Here is a 22,605-nt window from a genome sequence, read left to right as displayed (position 1 = left end):
GAACACTTATTTTAAAATACGCGTTGTATTTCTCTATTCATAAGCTTATCACATTATTGTTAACAAATCAATTCACTCTAATTTAAAGAAAAAAATGCTTGATAGATCTCTATTTTTATGTTATAATATTGAAGCAATACGCCTGTAGCTCAACTGGCAGAGCGGCGGTCTCCAAAACCGCAGGTTGGGGGTTCGATTCCCTCCGGGCGTGCCATTTTTATTTCTCCTTTGCTCCCCCACCCATCGAAATTCTAAAAAATTCCCTTAAATGCACTTAAAACGTCTTTTACTATCTTTCCTTTCCCCATCGTAAAAAGATGTACTCCTGGAACTCCCAGTTCTAAAAGTTGCTCAATTAGTTTTATTGCGTGCCTTACTCCTATAATATATTCATCTTGAGATGATTTTGCGTTTTCAAACTCTTCCACAATGGATTTAGGTATATTAACATGAAAAGTTTTAGGAATGTTGTATAGTGTTTTTTTGCTTCCCAACGGTTTGATGCCTGGGATTATTGGCACTTCTATGCCGAGATCTCGAACTTTATTAACGAAGTTTTTGTAATACTCAATGTCAAAAAACATCTGAGTTATTATGAATGTTGCCCCCATATCGACCTTTAATTTCAAATAGTCCAAATCTTTTTCAAAGTTTGGGGATTCAAAATGTTTTTCTGGGTATCCTGCAACGCCCACGCAGAAATTTGTAGAATTATGTTCTTTTGTTGGGAACGTGTATATTCCTCTGTTCATATTTGCTATTTGCTCAACTAATTGACTTGCATGTTCGTATTCATCGGTTTCTTTCCATGTATACCTTTTCTTATCTCCTCTTACGACGAATATGTTTTCTATCCTGAGATAATTTAGATCTATTAGTATGTCTTCCAGTTGATATTTGTTAAAGCCCGTACATATTAAGTGAGGGACTACTTCGATATTATATCTATGTTTTATTGAAGCACTTACTCCGACGGTCCCAGGTCTCTTCTTTTGGATGATTTTCATAATCTTCCCATTTTCTTCAACATAGTCTATTTCGTTGGCGTGCTTAGTGACATTGATATATTTAGGAGAAAATTCGATTAAATTATCCACAACATTAAATATTGAATCAATACTTTCTCCAACATTAGGGGGGATAATTTCAAAGGAAAGAACAGGTTTGTTTGATTGTTTGATCAAATCTACTATTTTCATTGTATTTCACCCCGGACATTATATATAATAAAACATTTGTTCAATTTTAACATATTGGCAAAAAATAGTCAACAGCTAATAGACGGCATAACAAAAAGGGTGGAGAGGTCTCCACCCTGCAACTATTATAAAATCAACATTTTAATTTTAAGACTATTATGATTGCTGATTTTCTTACCTATTGATTAATAATTAACTTTTTTACCTCTCTTATAATTTACTGCCGCTTGGGCGGCTGCTAATCTAGCGACTGGTACTCTGTATGGAGAACAGCTTACATAATCCAACCCTACCAAGTGTGCAAACTCAATAGAATCAGGATCTCCACCGTGTTCACCACAAATTCCTACCTTTAATTTTGGGTTTGTGGATCTACCACCATCCAAAGCAAGTTTTATTAATTTTCCAACGCCTTCTCTATCGATTTGTTGGAATGGGTCTTTTTCGTAGATACCTTTTTCAATGTAATCTCCAATGAATTTTCCATAATCATCTCTTGAAAAACCTAAGCCTAGCTGTGTAAGATCGTTGGTACCAAAGCTAAAGAAATCAGCTTCTGCACCAATTTGATCGGCAACCACACAGGCCCTGGGAACTTCGATCATTGTTCCAATTTTGTATTCTAAGTCTACGTTGTTTTCTTTTATTAATTCGTCAGCAATCTGCTTGATGGATTCTTTAAGGATGGTAAGCTCTTTAACGTCTCCAACTAATGGGATCATTATTTCTGGCTGTACCTTTTTACCTTCTTTTATCATATCAATAGCGGCTAAAATTATTGCTTTTGTTTGCATTTCTGCTATTTCTGGGTAAGTGATAGCTAATCTCACACCTCTGTGACCCATCATTGGGTTAAATTCTTCTAGATCTTTAACTGTACTTCTTAATTCTTCCTCACTGATTCCAATCATTTTTGCTACTTCTTTTATTTGTTCATCGCTCTCTGGAACAAATTCATGAAGAGGTGGATCCAAAAGCCTTATTGTAACAGAAAATCCTTCCATCTCTTCAAATAATCCTTTGAAGTCTGATCTTTGAAATGGTAACAGTTGTTCTAAAGCTGCTTTTCTTTGTTCTTCTGTTTTTGAGACGATCATAGTTCTCATCTTGTTTATTCTTTCTGGTCCAAAGAACATGTGTTCTGTCCTACAAAGTCCAATTCCTTGAGCTCCGAACTCCCTTGCAACTTTTGCATCTCTTGGGATATCTGCGTTTGCTCTGACCCCTAAAACTGAAACCTCATCTGCGTACTCAAGCAATACTGAAATATCCCCTGCTAATCCTTCGGGTCTAACTGTTTTGATTTTTCCAGCGTAAACTTTTCCTTCGTTTCCATCGATGGAAATCCAATCGCCTTCCTTTAATTCAACTCCATTAGATTTTATAACTTTATTTTTTAAATCGATGACTATATCTTCTGCTCCAACAACAGCTGTCTTACCCATTCCTCTGGCAACTACGGCAGCATGAGAAGTCATGCCTCCACGTGATGTTAATATTCCTTCTGCAACGTTCATACCGCCAACATCTTCGGGGGATGTTTCGGGTCTAGCGAGGATTACTTTTTCACCATCTTTTGCCAGCTTTTCGGCATCGTCTGCGCTAAAAACAATCTTTCCAGTTGCAGCACCAGGAGATGCGGGTAATCCTTTCCCAATGTATTGGGCATTTTTTAATTCTTCAGAATCGAAAATAGGATGTAGTAATTTTTCTATATCTGCGGGCTTAACTCTCATCACTGCTTCTTGTTTGCTTATGAGACCTTCTTTTACCATATCTACCGCAATTTTAACAGCCGCAGCAGCAGTTCTTTTTCCGCTTCTTGTTTGAAGCATATATAATTGTCCTTTTTCAACTGTAAATTCTATGTCTTGCATATCTCTAAAATGTTTCTCCAATTTATCCATAACCTCAAGTAACTGGTTATATGTTTTAGGATTGATACTCTTTAACTCATCCAAACTTTTTGGAGTTCTTATACCAGCAACGACATCTTCCCCTTGTGCATTGGTTAGAAATTCACCGTAATATTTCTTTTCACCAGTATTTGGATCTCTTGTGAAAGCCACACCTGTACCGCTGTCTTCTCCCATGTTACCAAAAACCATAGCAACTACATTCACAGCAGTTCCTAAAAGCCCTTGTTTATCCATTTCATTAATTTGTCTATACTTTATAGCCCTTGGATTGTTCCAACTTCCAAAAACTGCTTCAATAGCAATCCAAAGTTGTTTCATAGGATCTTGTGGGAACTCTTTTCCCTCTTCTTTGTACAATTTCTTGTATAATTCAACAACTTTTTTGAGATCGTTCGCATCTAATTCTAAATCTTGTTTTACGCCTTTTTCTCTTTTAACTTCATTAAGGGCTTCTTCGAATTTTTCATGGGCGATACCTAAAGCAACATCACCAAACATTTGGATAAATCTTCTATAAGAATCCCAAGCAAATCTTTCGTTGTTAGTTAGCTTGGCTAATCCCTCGACTGATTCATCGTTAAGACCTAAATTCAATATAGTATCCATCATTCCAGGCATAGAAACAGCGGCACCTGACCTGACTGAAACCAAAAGAGGATTTTTGTTGTCACCGAATTTTTTGCCAGTAACATTTTCAAGCTCTGTCATGGCTTCTTCAACAACAGATTTAAGATCTTCTGGGAATTTTCTGCCATTATCCCAATAATATTTACATACTTCCGTTGAAATAGTGAAACCTGGAGGTACTGGCAAACCTAAAGATGCCATCTCTGCTAAGTTAGCACCTTTTCCACCAAGAATGTCTTTCATTTTCGAGTTGCCTTCTACTCGGTTTTTATTCCACACGTATACGTACTTTTTTCCCATCTGTTTCCCTCCTAGCTATTTTTATGAAAAAATTATAATTACAAAAAAACTAGTGTTTAAATCATCACACTTTGTTTAATTATATTCTAATTACTTTTTTTCTATTTCTCATTTGGGTAAAATTTAACATACAATTTTAAGAATTAAAACGCCTCTTCTCTCACTAATTTAAAATTCATGGACTTATTTGAGTCGTCTATCAACAGATAGGAAATTAACTTTTTTTTGATGAACTCATTTCTATTTATTCCAAAATTTCTATTTACCATGAATTTCCATGTTCCAGTATTAATATAAACTTCTTTTGAGCCTCCGTTTTTTATGATATTAAAGGACGCTCTATGGTTATGACCCATAACTATTCCCTTTATTTCTCCCTTAGCAAAAGAAATATCTTGATCATAAAACCCAATAAGATATTCTTTCGGTATATAGAATTTATCGTTTAAAAGTTCTTCTGCCTTCATTAAAAGAGAATTCGAATTTCTCATACTTCTGAAGAACATTCCTACTCTAACTATAGCTTCACCTAATTTCATGCCCCCCAAGTTATTCACAAATATATTGGATAGAATATTTACACCAGGAAAGTTTATTTTCATCCACTTTTTTACCTGAGGGGTTTTAATCAGTTGTGTGAAGGTTTCAATCCATTTGTTTTTTAAATTGTAATTAAGATCATATTTTTCTTTTATAATATCCAACCACTTGAAAACATCCAACTGAGGATAAATATTTTGATAATCTGAATAAAGCTCAGCAGGTAGAATTTTCCCGGCGACTTTTCCAAAATTATAATTCATGTATTTGTTCATGTACTCTGCAAATGGCGGAATAAGGTTTCCATCTTTATCTTTGCTCAATCTGTTGACTATATCGAACTGATTACCATGTATAACAAATAATCTTAAGTTTGGATCATAATAATAGGGTAAAATTTCACAATTCTCGAATGCTTCTTTGATCTTTTCGTTTATTTTTTGATTCAAAAGAATGTAATAATCGTGGTTACCTGCGATATAATAAATGTTATGTTTTTTTGAAAATTTTCGGAGCTCTTCGATCATCTTTTCATGGCTAGCAAATATTGTATCTATTAAAGAGGGATCAAATTTTTCTGCATATTCAGAAGCTGTATCCATCATGAGACCATCATTGATTAAATTAGATAACTCGAAAAAATCTCCAACGATAAATAACTCATTGTTTTCATCATCAAGATCACGTAGTAACTTGATTAGTCTGTCATCGTATATAAAGTCATCTGATTCATTACCTAAACCGATGTGCAAATCACTCAGAAAAACCTTCATTTGGTTTCCTCCAGCAGATTTTTTCGAAATTCTGAAGGTAATTATAACACAAACATTTTCCACTTTTTATAAGATTTATTAAAAATATATGAACCTCAAATTCGACTTGCATAATAACAAAATGTGTGGTATAATTTAATTACGACAAAAATTATCGGAAATTAAATCAAATTATGGAGGTGTAATTATGGCTTTTGAATTACCAAAATTGAGTTATCCCTACGATGCTCTAGAACCTTACATAGATGCTACAACAATGGAGATTCACCACACTAAGCATCATGGAGGTTACGTTAAAAATTTAAATGCTGCCTTAGAAAAATATCCTGAATGGGCAAGCAAAAGTATAGAAGACATTCTCAAGGATTTAGACAATATACCAGAAGATATTAGAACAACAGTAAGGAATAACGGAGGCGGGCATTACAATCATTCCATATTTTGGACAATAATGGGGCCCAACGGTGGTGGCGAACCTTCTGGAAAGTTAGCTGAAAGTATTGATAAGACTTTCGGAAGTTTCGACAAATTTAAAGAGGAATTTTCAAATGCTGCAGTAACAAGATTTGGGAGCGGATGGGCTTGGTTAGTATTAGATAACTACGGGCATCTTTCGATTCTATCCACACCGAATCAAGATAATCCTATTACATACAGTTTAAAACCTGTGTTAGGCTTAGATGTTTGGGAACACGCCTATTATTTAAAATATCAAAACAAGAGACCCGAATATATACAAGCTTGGTGGAACATAGTTAATTGGGAAGCAGTTACTAAAAGGTATGAAATGTTGCTAAAATAAATAATAGTAAAACAAAAAGATCTCGGTTGCTTATGCAACCGAGATTACTTATTTTACTTTTGGGAATTTTCAAAAAGCTTTGTATTTTGTAACCCAAATAACACTATGTATGCAACGATAATTCCTACGGTGAATTGTAAAACATTCCAAGGTACCTCAAAAATAGGCATCACCCAATTACCAACTATGATTCTACCTGTAAAAAAGTATCCTATAACCATCCATAGACCGGCTATCATACTTCCCATCAAATTACCTAATCTGAAGATTTTTGAATCCTTCCCCCTAAGAAACAACGAAATTAGTATTATGGCTATTGGTATTGCTAAAAGAATAATGTTGATTAATACCCTAGCGTTTAATAAAAAATTTTCTAACTCTTCTATATTTTCATATCCCAATTCATTCATTAAATTGTTAGTGAAAGGAGAAGTAGCTAAATTCGCTATCAAGTTTTTTAAGAATAAGGAAAGAGTTAAGGAAAAAGCCAACCATATACCTATACTTGAGAGAAAAATTGTAAGTTCTTTTTTGCCCGAATATTTGTTTCTATAACTATCGGAAATCCAACCGACTAAAGCCCCCATAACGGACTTTATAATTAAAGTAGGTATAGCCCAATAAGCATAACCTCCAACCAAATCTGCCAAAGCCGAACCTAATCCTCCGGCTAAAGCTCCAACCCTCCTGCCAAACAAAATTGCTGAAATGAATATCATGCTGTCTCCCAAATGTACGTAGCCCCTTGTGAACGGGACAGGAACTTTTATCGCAAAGGTTAAAACAAAAACTAAGGCAATCATTATACCAGAAATTGCAACATCTTTCGTTTTCAATATAAATTCCTCCTCTAAGTAGAAATCCAATAATAAACTAAAAGCCTTATTTTTCACTTAATTATACAACATCCACTCTTTGAATACAACAGTTCAAATATATCTTTCGTTAATGAGAAAATATTTTCTATGAAATTTTTTTCATTGCTTGAATAATTGCCTGTAAAAAGCTATAATCACTTATAATCAGCTCTGGCGTCCTTTGACTTTTTAGCTTATTTAAATTATAATAAGTACTGTTAGAAAATAAATTTATACTTTATCCCTACGGAATGGGGAAAGAAACTGGGTGGGGAGCGGGGCAAAGGGGAGCAAGTCTCAGAAGAGATAATAAAAATGAGAATGAGGAGGGCAAGATATGAAAATATCTCAAAGAGTTTTAAATACACAATTTTCTCCTATTAGAAAATTAGTTCCATATGCAGAAAGGGCAAAGGAAGAAGGTAAAAAAGTTTACCTTTTAAACATAGGGCAACCTGATATTGAAACACCTAAAGCATTCTTCGAAGGGATAAAAAAGTACTCATCCAAAGTAATTTATTACAGTCATTCTGCAGGGCTATTAGAGTTACGTGGGGCTTTTTCCGATTATTATAAGTTGTGGGATATAGACTTTGACCCCCAAGAGTTGATCGTCACTACAGGTGGAAGCGAGGCAGCAATTTTCGCTTTGGCATCTGTTGCAGATCCAGGAGATGAAGTAATGGTTATAGAGCCTTTTTATGCTAATTATAAAGGTTTTGCAGAGATGCTAAATGTAAAACTTTGCCCAGTGAAATCGGATCCGGAAACCGGCTACGCTGTTCCAAGTATAGAAGAATTCGAAAAGGCTTACAACGAAAACGTTAAGGCAATAATCTTTTCAAATCCTTCAAACCCGACAGGAGCTGTGTACAGTTACGAAGAAGTAAAAAGAATCGTTGACTTTGCAAAAGAAAAAGACATATTTGTAATATCAGATGAGGTATATAAAGAATTCACTTTTGATGGAACTAAGCATGTATCCGTCATGGATTTTGAAGACAAAGACAGATTCATTTTAATCGATAGTGTATCGAAAAGATACAGCGCTTGCGGTGCAAGAATTGGAGTTTTTGCTACTAAAAACAAAAAACTTTTAGAGCAAGTTATGAAATTTGCTCAATCTCGATTATCTCCACCTTTGTTGGCTCAATTTGGTGTTTTAGGGTTACTAAAGGATTTGGGGAAAGATTATTATCAAGGTGTTGCATTAGAGTACCAAAAAAGAAGGGACGCTGCATACGAAGAGATAAAAAAGATCGAAGGAGCCGTTTGTAAGAAACCCCATGGTTCATTTTATCTCTCCGTTAAACTACCGATCGATGATTCTGAGGAGTTCATTAAGTGGATGCTTACAGACTTCGATGTGAATGGAGAAACTGTAATGGTTTCACCGTTGTCAGGCTTTTATGCTACACCAGGTGCTGGCAAGCAAGAAATAAGAATCGCTTATGTATTAAACAGCGAAGAGTTAAGAAAGGCTTGTAATATCCTAAAAGAAGCTGTGACCGTTTACAATGAGAGAAAAATAAAAGTTAAATGATATCAATAGGCGCCGTTTCAATATACGGCGCCTTTGAATTAATTTTCTGAATTTTTGTCAGTTTGTTCTTTGGCAGTTTTGGGCGATGAAGGTTTAACGTACTTTTTGTTTTCCGGCTTTTGCCTTGTGAAATATATTGCCAAAGATAATCCAATAAGGTTGGCAATAAAAATAACGCTTAAAATCATTGAAGAGTATACAACAATAGACAAAGCAGAAAGCACACTAAGTAGTATGATCGAAAATGTCATACCGTATTTTTTGTTAAATAGAAACAGAAAATAAAAAAATATTAAACCTCCTACCAATCCGACAAATAAACCTATAAAAAGAAAGTTTAAAAAATCCGAAAAATTAAAATACTCGAAAAGTCTTTGATTGACACTTTCAAGATAAAACAAGTAGACAGAAAGTCCCGCTACCACGATACTTCCAATAATTGCTATGCTTCTTAAAAAAACTTTCAAGTTATTCATTCTATCCCCTCCTCGGCGGTTGAATTTTCTTGGCTAATATTTTCTTCTTGCGGTGCATGAGCTGAATATGTAAACTTTCTATACAAGTTTTCTATTAATATTATAACTAACAAAAGTAAAAGAGAAACTAAAAAACCGTTGAGCGTTCGTAAGACACTCAAGTTCAACGGTGTGTGTATATGTAAAAAAGTGTCAAGTATCGATACCGGTAGTAAAGCCTTAAAAAAGTCCCATATAAAACTTCTCCCTGAAAGAGGAGTTGTATAATAAAACAAGTACGAAATAAGTTCTTTTGTTCGCGGCCTTGCTATAAGCGCTCTTTCTAACGCATCCCTAACTCTTCTTTCAAAATTTGTAACAAAAGCCCAGTTTGAACTTCTTACTATGTATATAATTCCAGCAAATGCGACAAAAATAAGTAATAAAATATCCGACTTGTTAAATTTAAACTCTTTAACCTTCTTAAAAGATTCCGCGATATTAAATTTGCTAAATCTAAAACCGGTAAAATCCATAAACGCTTTCAACAGTACTAACAAAGGCAAAACTAAAAGTAGAATTTTGATCCCTCTAACGTTGTTAAGCTTGAAGATAAATAAAGAGTTGTAAGCGCTCATATACACTAAAACTCCAAACAATAAAGCATAGCCAATTATTTTTAGGAGGTTATTTTTAGAAATTCTAAAAAAGATGATGACTGAAAACAAAGTTGCGGCCAAAGTGAAAGACCAATTGTATAAAAAGAAAAAAGCCAAAATATATAAGATAGCAAAAAGGGGTATATATACTAATAAATTCATTGTGATGAGTCCAAAACCTACCCATGGAACGATAACGTTGGGAGAAGAGTACTTAATTGAATCGATTGTAACTGGGGTTCCTAAATCTTTTTGAACTAATCTTATTAGCTCTGGGGTCCTTGGATGATCGGGGAACAAAAAGTATCTTATCTTTCTCTCTTTCAATGCCCTATGAAATCTTTGAACTATCATCTGATCATCAAATTTATCTATTTCTCCAGGTTTGATGTAATGTACATATCTCATATTATTAAGGATGTCCTTATTCATTTTATCTTTTATTTCTGTAAAATACTTATCAAAATCAGAAAACTCGACAACTAGTAGGCAATCGTATTGGTTTGTTAATTCTCTTAGAAAAGATTGATCTTCTTCGAAGCCTTGAGATTCAAAGTCTTTTAATATGGCATATTGGTTATAAACCAAGTAATTATAGCCGCTTTTTTGTTCAGAATTCAATTGATCTTCTGTAGGCAGTATAGAATAATTTTTAGAATTTTGATAATCAATATAAAAGGCGTAAAAGAAGAAAATCAAAGAGCTAAATAAAGTAATAAAAATTATCGGCTTTCTTATTTTGTTCATTTTAGATCCCTCAATTCCTCTTTGGGCTTTTCTCCAGTTTGTCCAATACAGTTTGAAGATCTTCACTCAGCGGTGCATAAAAATCGTAATGCTTATTATTATAATCAAAAGAAATCTTACTCGCATGAAGAAAAATTCTTTTTAAACCATAATTTTTTCTTAAAAGCTTATTCTGCTTTTTATCCCCGTGATTATCATCCCCAGCGATGGGAAAACCTAAATCAGCGAATTGAACTCTTATTTGATGTTTTCTGCCTGTGTATAATTCAATCTCTACCAAAGAATATAGCTCACCAAATAAATCGAATTTTTTCTTAAGGTTAAATTTTAACTGTGCTGTTTTACCATAAACTGTAGAAACTAATTCTCCACTTTTTTTATTTAAATTCCCTACCAATAAGGTTAAGTAGTATTTCCTTGTTTCTCTACTTTTGATTAACTGTGTTAACTCACGAGCTGTTTGCTTGTTTTTTGCCACAACCATTACCCCAGATGTTAATTTATCTAAACGATGTACCAAGTGAGGCTCAAATTCACCTCGTGAGTAATGCATCACTCCTTCGATTATCGTTGCCATTTCTTCTTTAGAACCCGGATGTACAGACACTTTGGCAGGTTTGTTTATCACTAGAAGGTCTTTATCTTCATAGATAATGTCAAAAGAGACTGGTCTTGCCTTTAAAGAAGGTTGAGTAGGTCTGGATAATTCTTCTAATTTATTTTCATCCAGAATAATTTTAACGTTGTCTCCTATTTCTAAGATATAATTGTTCTTTTTGACCCTCTTTTCATTGACTTTAACAAAACCTTTTCTTATCAAACCATAAATAGCTCCCAATTTTATTTCGGGATAATTTTTTCTTATAAACGTGTCTAACCTAGAATAATAATTTTTTTCGTTCACTGTTGTTTCTTTTTCCAACCTTAAATGAGCCTCCCTTAGATTAACCTCCTTGCCGAAAAAAAGAAAAACTTTTTTGACGCAATATTCATTCGTTTATTTATTATATCACCTTTTTGTTTTTCTTGTGAAAAAACCTTGGAATATTTTATATCCCTAGAAAAAAATAAAATGTTCTTTCTGGTTTTGGGATTTTTTTGAAAAATTTAATCTTTTTTCTTATCTTTTGTATTACCTTAAAAATTTTAATATAACTTGACTTTGTTGAATTGAGTCGGCATAATAAAAATGGTGTCACAATGAATCAACTTCTAAAAAGGGGTGAAAAATTCTGTTGTTTTTTAGAAAATTAATAAAAAGAGCTTCAAATACTGAATAGGAGGAGAAAAATGGAGATAAAAGCAAACCCAGAACCTTTTAAAATTAAGATGGTGGAACCTATCAAAAAAATTTCAAGAAAAGAAAGGGAAGAAGCTTTAAAGAGGGGTGGTTATAATTTATTTGCCTTGAAATCAGAAGAAGTCTACATTGATTTGTTGACTGACAGCGGTACTGGCGCAATGAGCGATAATCAATGGTCAGGATTGATGTTGGGAGATGAATCTTACGCAGGAAGTAAAAGTTTCTACCATTTATGGGAAACAAGTAGAGAAATCTTTGGACATAACTATTTTGTTCCAACTCATCAAGGAAGAGGAGCAGAACAGGTTTTATTCCCCCTTTTAATTAAAAAACCTGGTCAATACGTTTTGAGTAACATGCATTTTGATACAACTAAGGCACACGTCGAATTAGCTAAAGGTAAACCTGTCGACTTAGTTATAGAAGAGGCTCTTGATACAGATACCTATCATCCCTTTAAAGGAAATTTTGACTTGGAAAAATTGGAATCCTTTATATTAGATAAAGGAAGTAATAGTATTGCTTTTATCATAATAACTATAACTTGTAACAGTTCGGGTGGACAACCTGTTTCTATGCAAAATATAAGGCAAGTTAGTGAAATAGCCAATAAATATGGGATTCGTGTATTTCTAGATGCAGCTCGTTACGCTGAAAATGCTTATTTTATAAAGCAAAGAGAAAAAGAATATTTTGAAAAATCCATAGAAGAAATAGTGAAAGAGATGTTCAGTTATGCCGATGGGTTCACCATGAGTGCAAAAAAAGACGCCATAGTAAATATAGGTGGATTAATTGGGATTAAAGAAGATGAAGCCCTGTTTAATCAAGTAAAAGCAGCTCTTGTCCCTTTAGAAGGATTTCCTACATATGGTGGTTTAGCCGGTCGAGATATGGAAGTGATGGCAAGAGGTTTAAAAGAAGGAATTCAATTTGATTATTTGGATTATAGAATAAAACAAGTAAAATACTTGGGAGATAGGTTAAAAGAGGGTGGAGTACCAATTCAATATCCAACTGGAGGACATGCTGTTTTTGTGGATGCTAAAAAAATGCTTCCTCATATACCTTATTACCAGTTTCCAGCTCAAGCATTGGCAAACGCACTTTATTTAGAGTCTGGAGTTCGTGGTGTAGAAGTTGGATCATTAATGATGGGGCGTGATCCTCAGACCGGTGAACAACTTGAATCTCCTTTTGAATTTTTAAGATTGGCTATTCCAAGAAGAGTCTACACTTACACTCACCTTGATTACGTTGCTGAAGGATTATTAGCTGTAAAAAATATATCTAACTCACTCAAAGGATTAGAATTCACATATGAACCAGAAATCCTTAGACATTTCACTGGCAGGTTAAAACCAGTAGAATAAAGTGGCATGATTGAAGAGATTCTAAAGAGAGCAATTTTACAACATCAGGAGGTTGATAAAAAATGAGTAAAAAAATAGCGATCAAGACAAAAAATGCTCCTTCTGCAATTGGCCCCTATTCTCAGGCTATTAAAATCGGAAATCTGGTTATAACAAGTGGTCAAATTCCTTTTACGGCTGGAGGCGAACTAGTAAGTGGTGATATTAAAGATCAAACCAGGCAGTCTTTAACAAACATTAAAAAAGTCCTGGAAGAAGCGGGTTTAAGTATGGATAAAATAGTTAAATGCACCCTTTTTATCCAGGACATGAATGAAATGGCAGCAATAAACGAAGTTTATCAGGAATTCTTTACTGAACCTTATCCCGCCCGTAGTGCTGTGGAAGTCGCTCGACTGCCCAAAGATGTCAAAATTGAGATTGAGGCAATTGCCTCCGCTGAATAGCAAATATCGCAGCAACCAAAAGTATCTTTAAAAAGCTCCCCTATCCAGTAGGCAAATTCCTTACTTTGATGGTTAAAAGATGAGTTTTTAGTGAACTGAACATAAGAAAGGGGATCTGAGGGGGGATAAAAACACCTATTTTCCACTTCCTGCAGTTAACCCTCTAACCAAATTGTTTTGAACGAGTAGTCCGAAGATTATCATGGGTATAACAGTGATCAACGCAGCAGCGCTCATTACCCCCCAATCAACATTCTTTTCACTTACAAACATATTCACAAGTACTGGCAGTGTTCGGGTCTCCTGACCAGTTAAAATTAAGGCGAATAAAAATTCATTCCATGATACGAGTGCACATAATATCGAAGTTGCCGAAATTCCTGGTAATACTAAAGGAAGAACTATTTTTCTCAACGATTCAAATCTTGTACACCCATCTATCATAGCAGCTTCCTCTAGTGATTCAGGAATTTCAGAAAAAAAGCCTTGCATCATCCACACCGCAAAAGGTACGCTGAAAAAAGAACTAGCAATGATAATAGGGATGTATGTTCCTGATAGATTTAGAATGCGAGAAATTAAGAAAAAAGGTAACACCATAACAATCGGTGGAGTCATACGTGCTAACAGTATAATAAATGACAATAGACTTGCATGTTTCCATTTAAAACGAGCCAATCCATAAGCTGCTGGTATACCAAGAATTAGAGCTAAAATAGTGGAGGAGGCGGTAACTATAATACTATTGAAGAAGGCTCTTACGAATTCCGTGTTGCTAAAAAAAATCTTATAATTTCTTAAAGTGAAATTTTCTGGGATCCATTTTGGTGGAATTGTGAACTGATCAATAGGTGTTTTAAAGGATGAAAAAAGAATCCACATAAGGGGATAAAGCGTCCAAATTAACGCTATAACTACTATTGTCAATGACAATACTTTTATAATTTTACTTTTACTCATTATTATCCCACCCTAATATTTTCATATAGACTAAAGTAAAAACAATTGCTAAGAAAAATGAAATCAGATTAATCGCTGACGAATATCCCATTTGGTATGATTGAAATGCAGTTCTATAGCCATAAAAAGAAAGTGTTTCTGTAGCAGAACCTGGTCCACCACCCGTCATGATAAAAATGGTGTCAAATACTCTTAAAGACGTTAACGTCCTAATTACAATAGCAACCATGATTGAGGGTCGTAGTAAAGGTAGAGTTATATAAAAAAATCTTTGAATAGCTGAAGCTCCATCCACATATGCGGCTTCATATGGTTCTTGTGGCAAAGCTTTTAAACCAGCCAATAAAACTAAAGTAACAAAAGGGGTATATTCCCAAACATCCGCTAATATGACCATGAACATGGCAGAGTTTGGATTTGCTAACAATGGATTTTCTGCTATTGAACCAAATCCTATGTTCATTAAAAGTTGTGGTAAAGGACCGTAATCAGGATTTAAAATAAATTTCCACACGAATCCGACTACAACTGGAGCAATCATGAAAGGAATTAAAATTATCGATTGAACAACTTTCCAACCTTTAAATTCTGTATTTAGCGAAAGAGCTATTATAAAACCAAATATTAGTTCCAATAGAACTGAAACTATAACAAAGTAGAAAGTTCTTCCCATTGTCTCCCAGGTAAAAGAGTCTCTAAAAGCTCTTATATAATTTTGTAAACCTACAAACCTTACTCCTAAATCCGGTCTTAAAAGATTCCAATTAAAGAAAGAAATGACTACAGTATATACAATAGGAATCAAAAAGATCGATATTATGAAAATAAGTGTGGGTAAAACATATCCTAAATTATTTAATTTGATCTTCGGTTGCAATCAACAAAACCTCCTTTGGAGTAAAGCCCCGTTTTAACGGGGCTTTCTTGGATTCAATAATAACCATGGTCTTTCAATAGTTGGAAAACACCATCAGCAGCTTCATTCAAAGCTTCTTCAGCTGTTTTTGAACCGCTTAGATATTCAGACACAGCAGGGGCTATATAATCATTTACTATAGAATTTCCTTCCGGAATGAGTGGGACCATAGGTGTTGGGATAGAGTTTTCCATTGCTTTAGAAAAGCCATCCAGCCACGGAAATTTTTCTCTCAATGCTGGATCATTTATAGATGAAAAACGCGCTGGAATGTTACCGTAAGGAGCAGCTTTTACTTCATTTTGGGTTTCGGTTACAAACTTTATCCATTCTAAGGCTTCTTCTTTATTCTTACTTGCAGAGCTGACAGTAAACCCCCATGAAATATACAGCATTGGTAATTTTTCATCTTTCAATTCTTCCGGTCTTGGGAATCCAACAAAGGATGATTTGCCGACAACTTTAGAAGTTTCTGGATCTTCTGTGTAAAGCATAGCTGTCGTCCATAGTTCAGCCATAGCACTTCTTCCTTGTGTAAATTCTGTCAAAGCATCCTGGAATACATAGGTTTTTGCAGCAGGATTTGCGAATTCAAACATTTCACCAACTTCTTCCAACGCTTCAATACCTTCTTTGGAATTGAAAACAGGTTTCATTTCATCATTTAAAAGGCTTCCACCTCTTGCCCATAATCTTTGCATGAAATGAGTGGCAAGGAATATACTTCTTTGGCCCATGAGAGTTACACCGTATAATTCTGGAGGTCTATAGAAAAATTCTGCTATATCTTTATATTGTTCCAACGTCTGGGGTGGAGTTAGTTCATACCCGTATTTTTCTTTAAAAGCCTCTTTCTCCTTAGGATCGTTGAACAAATCAGTCCTGTAAACTACACCTCCCAACTCATTCATATACGGTATGAAATACAGATTTCCATTTTGCCAGGCGTTTTCGATACCAGAAATATCTTCTAAATTTAACTCCTCGTATCCAGCGATTTTGTTTATGGGGTATATATATCCAGCAGTAGCTAAAGCAGGATACCAAAGCATTGAAACATAAGGTACATCAAAATCGACTCTTCCAGAGGTAAAGGTTAACATCAGCTGATCGAAATAATTTGCATAAGGGAATTGCTGGATAGTTGCCTTTATCCCTGTTTCTTTTTGAAAATCATCCATAACCGTTTTCCACGCCTCAGTGTGTATACCTACTTCACTCACTAAATTCACTTCTGAAAACATATTTGCAAAAACTAATAAAAAAACAAAAAGAATAACTAATACTCTACCTTTCCGCACTTTTAACACCTCCTAATTAAAGTTCGTTTTGGTACAAGTCTTTAATTGCCCTTAAAGTAATATCAATAGCTTTGCTTGTTGAAGACTTTATTATGCTTCTATTAGTATCTGGAACGCTTAGATCTACTTTGTCTTTATTGGATTGTTTGAACCTATTTGCATAACATATTCCAATAAATCCAGCTTTTACCCCTCTTAACGCTGAGACAACGAAAAGAGAAGAAGCTTCCATATCCATAGAAACAACTCTGTATCTACTCCATCTTTGAAAATATTCAGGATCCCTATTGTAAAAACAAGAATGACTCCAATTTATTCCTGTTTTGAAATCAAGATTTAGACTTTTTGCTGCAGAAATAAGTCTTAAATATACTTCTGGTGAAGCTACCGCAGGGAAATTCTGTGGTACATAATATTGACTAGCTCCATCATCTCTCACGCAAGCATGAGGAATTATGACATCTCCTTCTTCAATTTCTTCTTGTAATCCAGCAACACTTCCAATCCTAATCAGTATCTTTGCCCCAATATTTATAAGCTCTTCGTAGACAATGCTTGCAGAAGGCCCACCCATTCCTGTTGAAGTGACTGATACAGGGTAATCTTCATGATAACCGGTATAAGTAATAAGTCCTCTGTTTTCTGAAACTTTTTTGGGATCGTGTAGTTTACTGATAATACTTTCTACTCTGCCTTGATCACCGGGAACAATCACTACAGGAGCAACGTCACCCGGCCCACATTGAATATGGTATTGAATTTGATTTTCTAATCCTGTTGGAACCCTAAAATCTTGTTTAAACACAGAATCTCCTCCTTGTAGTTTTAAATACGTTATATTTTTCTTCTGAATACACTCAATTTGAAAATAGAGGTATTTATGTAATCCAATGAGTGAAGTAAGGGAATATTATTTTCATCGTAGTGAACTTCTAATAAAAGAGTGACTGCTTTTTTCTCGGGAATTTTCAATAAGTTGGCAAGTTTCTTATCAGCATCAATAGCTTCTATTTCTGAGATAGCATGTTTAATGGGTCTCATAAAATATTTGTCTAAATAGGTAAAAATCTCCTCATTTTTACTGTTTTCATCTTTTAAAACGGAAATTATTGCGTCTTTCCCTCCGGGAATCCTGTTGATAACCATATACGTTTCTGCGTATATAACGGGGATACCGTCAGCCGTATAAACTCTTTTAATTTTGATTAATGGTTCTTTAGGAGTAATTTCCAATTTTTTTGAGAGCGAAGGAGATGCGTCTACTTCCTCAAACTCGTTTAAAATAAGGTCAGGTAATTTTCCTGAGGTCGAAATTATAGTTGAAACACCCCTTAAATAATCTAAGCCTGTTTGAACAATACCTTCTTTCTTCACTACAAATGTACCAAGTCCTTGTTTTCTAATGATCAAACCTTCTCGCTCAAGGCTTACTAATACTTCTCTGATTAATGTTCTGCTAACCCCTAAATTTTCACATAGTTCCTGTTGAGAGGGTAATTTATACCCTTCAGGGAGTTGAGTTATTTTTGTTCTTAATTCATTCAATATTTCTTTATATAAGGATCTACCAGCTTTTGAAATCATTTAGCACCTCCTCAGATTAAAACATGAAAATAAAATAACTTTTAGGTTAAAATTAAATAACATATCATACTTCATATCTTTATTCTAATTATAACTTTAATTTTTATATTTTGCAAACTTAATTATTCTTGATTTGAGATGATTAAGAGTAATTAAGAGCTTTTATAGCCGATTACGTTGAAAATTCTTAAAAATGCTCTTTCTAAACATCGTACTATGATCTGGTAAAATACATTCAAGGGGGGGCATAAAATGATCAGCATAGAGAAAGCAACTACGAAGGAAAGCGAAGATAATGGATGCAGAAAAAGAAAATACTATAGCTATCAAGTTTTATAAAAAGTTAGGATATAAAAAAACAAGTGAATCAACGTTAGAATTAAGTCGGCAACGAAAATTAAGCTTTTTTCGTATGGAAAAAGTATTATGATTGAAAACAAAAACTCGGCTAAATATTTTTTAGCCGAGCTGTGAAAGATAAAAATTAACCATAAAATTTATCTGTAAGAATCGTTGATATCTTTTCTAAAAGGTTAAACTCATGAGCTAATTGAAGAATAGTGTATCTATTTCTGATTTCTCGGGCATGTATAATACTATCTTGAAAAACATCTTTTGGAATACCTAATTCTTTTGGGCTGTATATCGAACCTACCTTTTTGTGAAGTGAAATTAAATACTCAGGATCTGGTGGAGTTAATCCTTTTGGAAGTTTATCTTTCATTAATTGATAGATCATCGAAACAACAACCGTTCCTACTCCAACAGAATTTCCATGTAAAGGGTGTGGTATATTTTTTGATATGGCATCCATTTCCCAATAATGAGCTAAATGATGCTCTGCTCCCGATGCAGGCCTAGAGTAACCTACAAATCCAATGGCTATTCCAGAGATAATTAACGCTTCCATTATTTGTTTAGTGACTTCTTCGCTTCTTTGGCTTATTTCTTCAGCGTTTTTTACACAAAGATCTCTTGCTTTTTCTACGAATTCAACGGTTTTTTCACAATAATATTCATCGTTGATTAATTTAGAAAGTTTCCAATCCGTCAAAGAAGTGAACTTTCCAAGAATGTCTCCAAATCCTGCATGAATCATTTCTAAAGGTGCATTTCTTAGAACTTGTGTATCCGATACAATTGCTTTTGCATAAGTTGCTTCATACGTTTTTTTAAAACCTTCTACAATTAAAGGGGAAACCATTGAAGCATATCCGTCCATTGAAGGGGCGGTTGCGAAGATTACATAAGGGATATTGAGTTTGTAACTTAAAAATCTACAAAGATCGTTTATAGTCCCAGAGCCAACGCCAATTATTAACGATGTATTCTTAGGGATTTCTATCAATAATCTTCCGACGCTTTTTTCATTTGGAATCAAATGATCTTCATTTTGAAAAATAAACTCAGTTATTTGGTAATTTTCTCTTTTTAAGAGTCTGATTAGTTCTTTCCCCCAACTCTTATAGGTATTTTTATCAGCCACAACAAATAAATTTTCAGAGTTAATAATATCTATAAAACTACTTTTATCATTCAGAATATTACTTCCTACAATTATTTTTTCAATATCTACTTTATGAGTTCTTCCACATTCACATTTGAAATTCAAATCAGCCATTTGTTCTATTTTAAGATTTAAAAGATCAACCATCTTTTTTCCTCACTTTTTTTGAATAAGGCTATTTCTTCCTATGAACTCAGCTTTCTCGACAATTTTTTCTGGTTTTCCATTGTTATTTTCCACGATCATTTTAAGCAGCATTTGAGCTGCTTTTTCACCAAATTGCTGTTTTGGATGCCTAAAAGTAGAAATTTCGAGTGCTTGTGCAAAATCTGCATCATCAAAACCTATTAACGAAATATCGTTTGGTATATCAAGATTCAACTTTTTTGCGGCCATTATCACTTGCATAGCTACCAAATCGTTTGAACAAAAAATTGCAGTGGGTATATTGTTTTTTGGAAGGCTCAAAAGTGACATGATTAAATTGAAAACTTCATCGGATGTTTCTTGACCATGAAAAGGCAATTCGTATAGCAATATTTGCTTATGTTCTTTTATTGTGTCTATAAATCCATTAGCTCTTTCATTTGCTGCTTTATGAACGGCTTTGTATATCACAGCGACCCTTTTATGCCCTAATTCGATAAATTTCTTCGCTGCAAAAGATCCACAATCGTAGTCGTTCAAAACCAACGTTCCAGCGTATGGAATATTCAGATCACTATTTATAATCACGGTTGGGATCTGTTCACTTATTTCTTTTAAAAGAGTTACATTGGCTTGTTTGGTGGCACTTACTACTGGATCTACTATCATACCTTTTAATCCAAGATCCATCCACCTTTCTAAAGTCTCTCTTTCAACAACAGGATCGTTTTTTGCGTTACCTATAAAAGATTTACATTTAGTATTTTTTAATACCTCTTCTGCCCCCATAACTATAAAAGGAAATATATAGTCAGTCAAAGATTGAGTTAAAATGCCGATGTTTTCTTTATCTTTTCTCATGGATTTAACGTAAGTTCCACTGCCTCTTCTAGTAACCAAATACCCTTCTTTTTCTAAATCGTAGATAGCTTTTCTAACTGTCTGCCTGCTGACGGAAAAAAATTCAGCCAATTTATTTTCAGATAGAATTCTATCTCCTTTTTTTAATTCTCCACTCTTCAATTGATCAAGGATGTAATCTTTTATGATAGATTGCTTGGTCTTTTTCACTGCCAAAACTCCTCCATAGTTTTTTGCTATAACTAGTATAGTATAATACTTAAGAAATGCTATAATTTTGGAAAGATTTCACTTCCTGATCCATACTGCCATTGGTCCTGCTTCTCTATTTGTCCAGGCAAAATATGGAATTAGATTAACATCGATTTTCTTTTTTCCTACTTTTATTCTTCCGGCTTGTGAGTACAATCTTCCCTCCCAATTTTGTAAATCCTCATCGTGTCCTTTTGCTTTTAATTTTATCACTCTTTTTGAATTTATTTGATAATTTTCTGGTTCGATTTTTTCATTTAAATCGATTCAAAAATGGTTCTATCACGAAAATAGTGGGTAATTAAGCTGGAGTTAAATTAAGTTTACCAAGGGCAATAAATATAGTGATTTTTAAATTCTTTAATGTTTTAAAACCAAAAGCTCTTTTAGTAAATCCTCTAAGTTTAGAGTTCATACCTTCTATTTTACCGTTTGAGATATTCGTTTTTATGTGCAACAAGATACCTTCTATGTGATTTAAGAGAGTCTTAGCAGCTTTAATCATTTCGGGTATGTTTGATTTCATTACCTTTTCATACCATCGTTTAAAATACTTAGCTGCATAAGAAGGTTTCTTGTAATCGAACATCTTTTTAAACTCAAGTACCAATCCGTAGGCTTGAACTGTGTCAAGATGTTGTTCTTCCTTGAACCCCTTTCGGGGCGTTTCATCGAGTCTAGCTTTATCTTTCTTGGTAAGGTTGTTAGGATTTTTTAATAGCAAGTATTTTGTCCTTTTGAGTATTTCATGGTACCCTTTATTCTCTCTGGCTCTCACTTTATCAAGTTGGACACTTAATACATTAAGCACATGGAATTTGTCAAATATTATCTTTGCTTTTGGGAAATGTTTCCTTGCTCCAGCTTTGAAAGGTACCGACATATCCATGCATATGGACTCTATGTCTGTTGGATCACCGTTTTTTTCAGTGTATCTTTCTTTAAACGATAGAAAGGTTTCTGCATCTTTACCATCAGCTATATGTACAACCTTTTCTCGTTCCACATCTAAGAAATTGGTTAAATATACATGATGCTTTTTCCTTGCTATTTCATCAACAGATAACGTTTTTATCGGTTCTTTTGAGAAATCTTGTTTTTCTAATTCCTTTGAAACGTAAAAGTCTAATATTCTCCACAACCTATTTTGTGTTGTATTATACTTTTTAGCTATCTCAGCAACCGTCATGTGGTTGTACAACTCGAGAATAAACGCTTCAAACAATAAGGTGAATCCAGAGTTTTTTCGAGCCCAAGGAACCTCTACAGTCTTTGTTCCATCATCTGTTTTTATCCTAGCTACCCTTGCATGTATGTATGTTTCATACTGGAATAAGTTTAAGTGTCTCCAACTCCTTTGAACCGTATCGTATGCACTGTAATATTTACCATTGTATTCGAACTTTGCACCTTTTTTGAAATCCACATATATGTTGATTGTATTTCCTTGTTGTTCTATCTCTTCTATGTACCATGGCTCTGTTATATTCAGTATCTGTTCAAAAAATTTTGGTAACTCTTTTCTCATCTGGTA

Annotated in this window: 20 protein-coding genes and 1 tRNA gene; 5 read left to right on the top strand and 16 right to left on the bottom strand. The window is 34.1% G+C overall.

The genetic code is table 11. The annotated features are described in order from the left end of the window. Positions 1-138: 138 nt before the first annotated feature. A tRNA-Trp gene (locus tag PMOB_RS01640) sits at positions 139-214 on the top strand. A gap of 37 nt (positions 215-251) precedes the next feature. On the opposite strand, the gene PMOB_RS01635 is transcribed toward PMOB_RS01640, so the two are convergent. The 3 genes from PMOB_RS01635 to PMOB_RS01625 all read right to left on the bottom strand — a co-directional run bounded on the left by PMOB_RS01635 (position 252) and on the right by PMOB_RS01625 (position 5,358). Continuing rightward, a complete protein-coding gene (locus PMOB_RS01635) occupies positions 252-1,199 on the bottom strand; it encodes a methylenetetrahydrofolate reductase (protein WP_012208167.1) in 948 nt (315 codons plus the stop codon). 185 nt (positions 1,200-1,384) lie between these two features. After that, on the bottom strand, positions 1,385-4,045 hold the full coding sequence (gene ppdK / locus PMOB_RS01630) for a pyruvate, phosphate dikinase (protein ID WP_012208166.1): 2,661 nt from the start codon (positions 4,043-4,045) through the stop codon (positions 1,385-1,387). Between the two features lie 143 nt (positions 4,046-4,188). Continuing rightward, a complete protein-coding gene (locus PMOB_RS01625; RefSeq protein ID WP_012208165.1) occupies positions 4,189-5,358 on the bottom strand; it encodes a metallophosphoesterase in 1,170 nt (389 codons plus the stop codon). Between the two features lie 187 nt (positions 5,359-5,545). Between PMOB_RS01625 and PMOB_RS01620 the strand changes: the two genes are divergently transcribed. Next, positions 5,546-6,160, top strand: coding sequence for a superoxide dismutase (locus PMOB_RS01620; protein WP_012208164.1), 615 nt, complete (start codon positions 5,546-5,548; stop codon positions 6,158-6,160). Between the two features lie 53 nt (positions 6,161-6,213). Here PMOB_RS01620 and PMOB_RS10120 read toward each other — a convergent pair whose 3' ends face one another. Further along, positions 6,214-6,996, bottom strand: coding sequence for an ECF transporter S component (locus tag PMOB_RS10120; RefSeq protein ID WP_012208163.1), 783 nt, complete (start codon positions 6,994-6,996; stop codon positions 6,214-6,216). A 358-nt stretch (positions 6,997-7,354) separates the two neighbouring features. Here PMOB_RS10120 and PMOB_RS01610 point away from each other — a divergent pair, with 358 nt between their 5' ends. Continuing rightward, entirely contained in the window at positions 7,355-8,560 is a 1,206-nt protein-coding gene (locus PMOB_RS01610; protein ID WP_012208162.1) for a pyridoxal phosphate-dependent aminotransferase, read from the top strand. Positions 8,561-8,598: 38 nt separating this feature from the next. On the opposite strand, the gene PMOB_RS01605 is transcribed toward PMOB_RS01610, so the two are convergent. From PMOB_RS01605 to PMOB_RS01595, 3 genes are read right to left on the bottom strand one after another with little or no spacing between them, the layout of a single operon-like run. After that, positions 8,599-9,036: a hypothetical protein gene (locus PMOB_RS01605; RefSeq protein ID WP_012208161.1), complete on the bottom strand. Its 438-nt coding sequence runs from the start codon at positions 9,034-9,036 to the stop codon at positions 8,599-8,601. After that, positions 9,033-10,421, bottom strand: a complete 1,389-nt coding sequence (locus tag PMOB_RS01600) for a DUF5693 family protein (RefSeq protein ID WP_012208160.1) — start codon at positions 10,419-10,421, stop codon at positions 9,033-9,035. The genes PMOB_RS01605 and PMOB_RS01600 overlap by 4 nt, the downstream gene beginning before the upstream one ends. A 10-nt stretch (positions 10,422-10,431) precedes the next feature. Beyond that, entirely contained in the window at positions 10,432-11,343 is a 912-nt protein-coding gene (locus PMOB_RS01595; RefSeq protein ID WP_012208159.1) for an RluA family pseudouridine synthase, read from the bottom strand. A 368-nt stretch (positions 11,344-11,711) separates the two neighbouring features. Between PMOB_RS01595 and PMOB_RS01590 the strand changes: the two genes are divergently transcribed. Both PMOB_RS01590 and PMOB_RS01585 read left to right on the top strand, forming a co-directional pair. Beyond that, positions 11,712-13,097 carry a tryptophanase gene (locus PMOB_RS01590; RefSeq protein WP_012208158.1) on the top strand — a complete coding sequence of 462 codons (1,386 nt, stop codon included), beginning with the start codon at positions 11,712-11,714 and terminating at the stop codon, positions 13,095-13,097. A 62-nt stretch (positions 13,098-13,159) separates the two neighbouring features. After that, complete coding sequence (locus PMOB_RS01585) at positions 13,160-13,543, top strand: RidA family protein (RefSeq protein ID WP_012208157.1); 384 nt, start codon at positions 13,160-13,162, stop codon at positions 13,541-13,543. Positions 13,544-13,678: 135 nt separating this feature from the next. Here the strand turns inward: PMOB_RS01585 and PMOB_RS01580 are convergent, their stop codons facing one another. The 9 genes from PMOB_RS01580 to PMOB_RS01545 all read right to left on the bottom strand — a co-directional run bounded on the left by PMOB_RS01580 (position 13,679) and on the right by PMOB_RS01545 (position 22,599). After that, positions 13,679-14,503: a carbohydrate ABC transporter permease gene (locus PMOB_RS01580; protein ID WP_012208156.1), complete on the bottom strand. Its 825-nt coding sequence runs from the start codon at positions 14,501-14,503 to the stop codon at positions 13,679-13,681. Further along, on the bottom strand, positions 14,496-15,380 hold the full coding sequence (locus PMOB_RS01575) for a carbohydrate ABC transporter permease (protein ID WP_012208155.1): 885 nt from the start codon (positions 15,378-15,380) through the stop codon (positions 14,496-14,498). The genes PMOB_RS01580 and PMOB_RS01575 overlap by 8 nt, the downstream gene beginning before the upstream one ends. A gap of 53 nt (positions 15,381-15,433) precedes the next feature. Then, entirely contained in the window at positions 15,434-16,720 is a 1,287-nt protein-coding gene (locus PMOB_RS01570; RefSeq protein WP_012208154.1) for an ABC transporter substrate-binding protein, read from the bottom strand. A gap of 16 nt (positions 16,721-16,736) precedes the next feature. Next, positions 16,737-17,525, bottom strand: coding sequence for a nucleoside phosphorylase (locus PMOB_RS01565; RefSeq protein ID WP_012208153.1), 789 nt, complete (start codon positions 17,523-17,525; stop codon positions 16,737-16,739). A gap of 29 nt (positions 17,526-17,554) precedes the next feature. Next, positions 17,555-18,304: a GntR family transcriptional regulator gene (locus PMOB_RS01560; RefSeq protein ID WP_012208152.1), complete on the bottom strand. Its 750-nt coding sequence runs from the start codon at positions 18,302-18,304 to the stop codon at positions 17,555-17,557. A gap of 484 nt (positions 18,305-18,788) precedes the next feature. Further along, a complete protein-coding gene (locus tag PMOB_RS01555; protein WP_012208151.1) occupies positions 18,789-19,958 on the bottom strand; it encodes a sn-glycerol-1-phosphate dehydrogenase in 1,170 nt (389 codons plus the stop codon). A 9-nt stretch (positions 19,959-19,967) separates the two neighbouring features. Next, positions 19,968-21,029, bottom strand: a complete 1,062-nt coding sequence (locus PMOB_RS01550; RefSeq protein ID WP_012208150.1) for a GntR family transcriptional regulator — start codon at positions 21,027-21,029, stop codon at positions 19,968-19,970. A 78-nt stretch (positions 21,030-21,107) separates the two neighbouring features. Then, positions 21,108-21,284, bottom strand: coding sequence for a hypothetical protein (locus PMOB_RS10755; protein WP_012208149.1), 177 nt, complete (start codon positions 21,282-21,284; stop codon positions 21,108-21,110). An 88-nt stretch (positions 21,285-21,372) separates the two neighbouring features. Beyond that, on the bottom strand, positions 21,373-22,599 hold the full coding sequence (locus tag PMOB_RS01545; RefSeq protein WP_012208148.1) for an ISL3 family transposase: 1,227 nt from the start codon (positions 22,597-22,599) through the stop codon (positions 21,373-21,375). Between the last annotated feature and the right edge of the window lie 6 nt (positions 22,600-22,605).

The organism is Petrotoga mobilis SJ95 (assembly GCF_000018605.1).
GTDB lineage: Bacteria > Thermotogota > Thermotogae > Petrotogales > Petrotogaceae > Petrotoga > Petrotoga mobilis.
The sequence above is the reverse complement of the archived record's forward strand: the minus strand, read 5'-3'. Positions and strand labels throughout refer to the sequence as shown.

Excerpts from the sequence above, each read along its gene's own strand:
- ppdK (WP_012208166.1), bottom strand. The coding sequence starts at position 4,045 with ATGGGAAAAAAGTACGTATACGTGTGGAATAAAAACCGAGTAGAAGGC.
- PMOB_RS01605 (WP_012208161.1), bottom strand. The coding sequence starts at position 9,036 with ATGAATAACTTGAAAGTTTTTTTAAGAAGCATAGCAATTATTGGAAGT.
- PMOB_RS01585 (WP_012208157.1), top strand. The coding sequence starts at position 13,160 with ATGAGTAAAAAAATAGCGATCAAGACAAAAAATGCTCCTTCTGCAATT.
- PMOB_RS01625 (WP_012208165.1), bottom strand. The coding sequence starts at position 5,358 with ATGAAGGTTTTTCTGAGTGATTTGCACATCGGTTTAGGTAATGAATCA.
- PMOB_RS01590 (WP_012208158.1), top strand. The coding sequence starts at position 11,712 with ATGGAGATAAAAGCAAACCCAGAACCTTTTAAAATTAAGATGGTGGAA.
- PMOB_RS01560 (WP_012208152.1), bottom strand. The coding sequence starts at position 18,304 with ATGATTTCAAAAGCTGGTAGATCCTTATATAAAGAAATATTGAATGAA.
- PMOB_RS01580 (WP_012208156.1), bottom strand. The coding sequence starts at position 14,503 with ATGAGTAAAAGTAAAATTATAAAAGTATTGTCATTGACAATAGTAGTT.
- PMOB_RS01555 (WP_012208151.1), bottom strand. The coding sequence starts at position 19,958 with ATGGTTGATCTTTTAAATCTTAAAATAGAACAAATGGCTGATTTGAAT.
- PMOB_RS01610 (WP_012208162.1), top strand. The coding sequence starts at position 7,355 with ATGAAAATATCTCAAAGAGTTTTAAATACACAATTTTCTCCTATTAGA.
- PMOB_RS01635 (WP_012208167.1), bottom strand. The coding sequence starts at position 1,199 with ATGAAAATAGTAGATTTGATCAAACAATCAAACAAACCTGTTCTTTCC.
- PMOB_RS01600 (WP_012208160.1), bottom strand. The coding sequence starts at position 10,421 with ATGAACAAAATAAGAAAGCCGATAATTTTTATTACTTTATTTAGCTCT.
- PMOB_RS01620 (WP_012208164.1), top strand. The coding sequence starts at position 5,546 with ATGGCTTTTGAATTACCAAAATTGAGTTATCCCTACGATGCTCTAGAA.
- PMOB_RS01545 (WP_012208148.1), bottom strand. The coding sequence starts at position 22,599 with ATGAGAAAAGAGTTACCAAAATTTTTTGAACAGATACTGAATATAACA.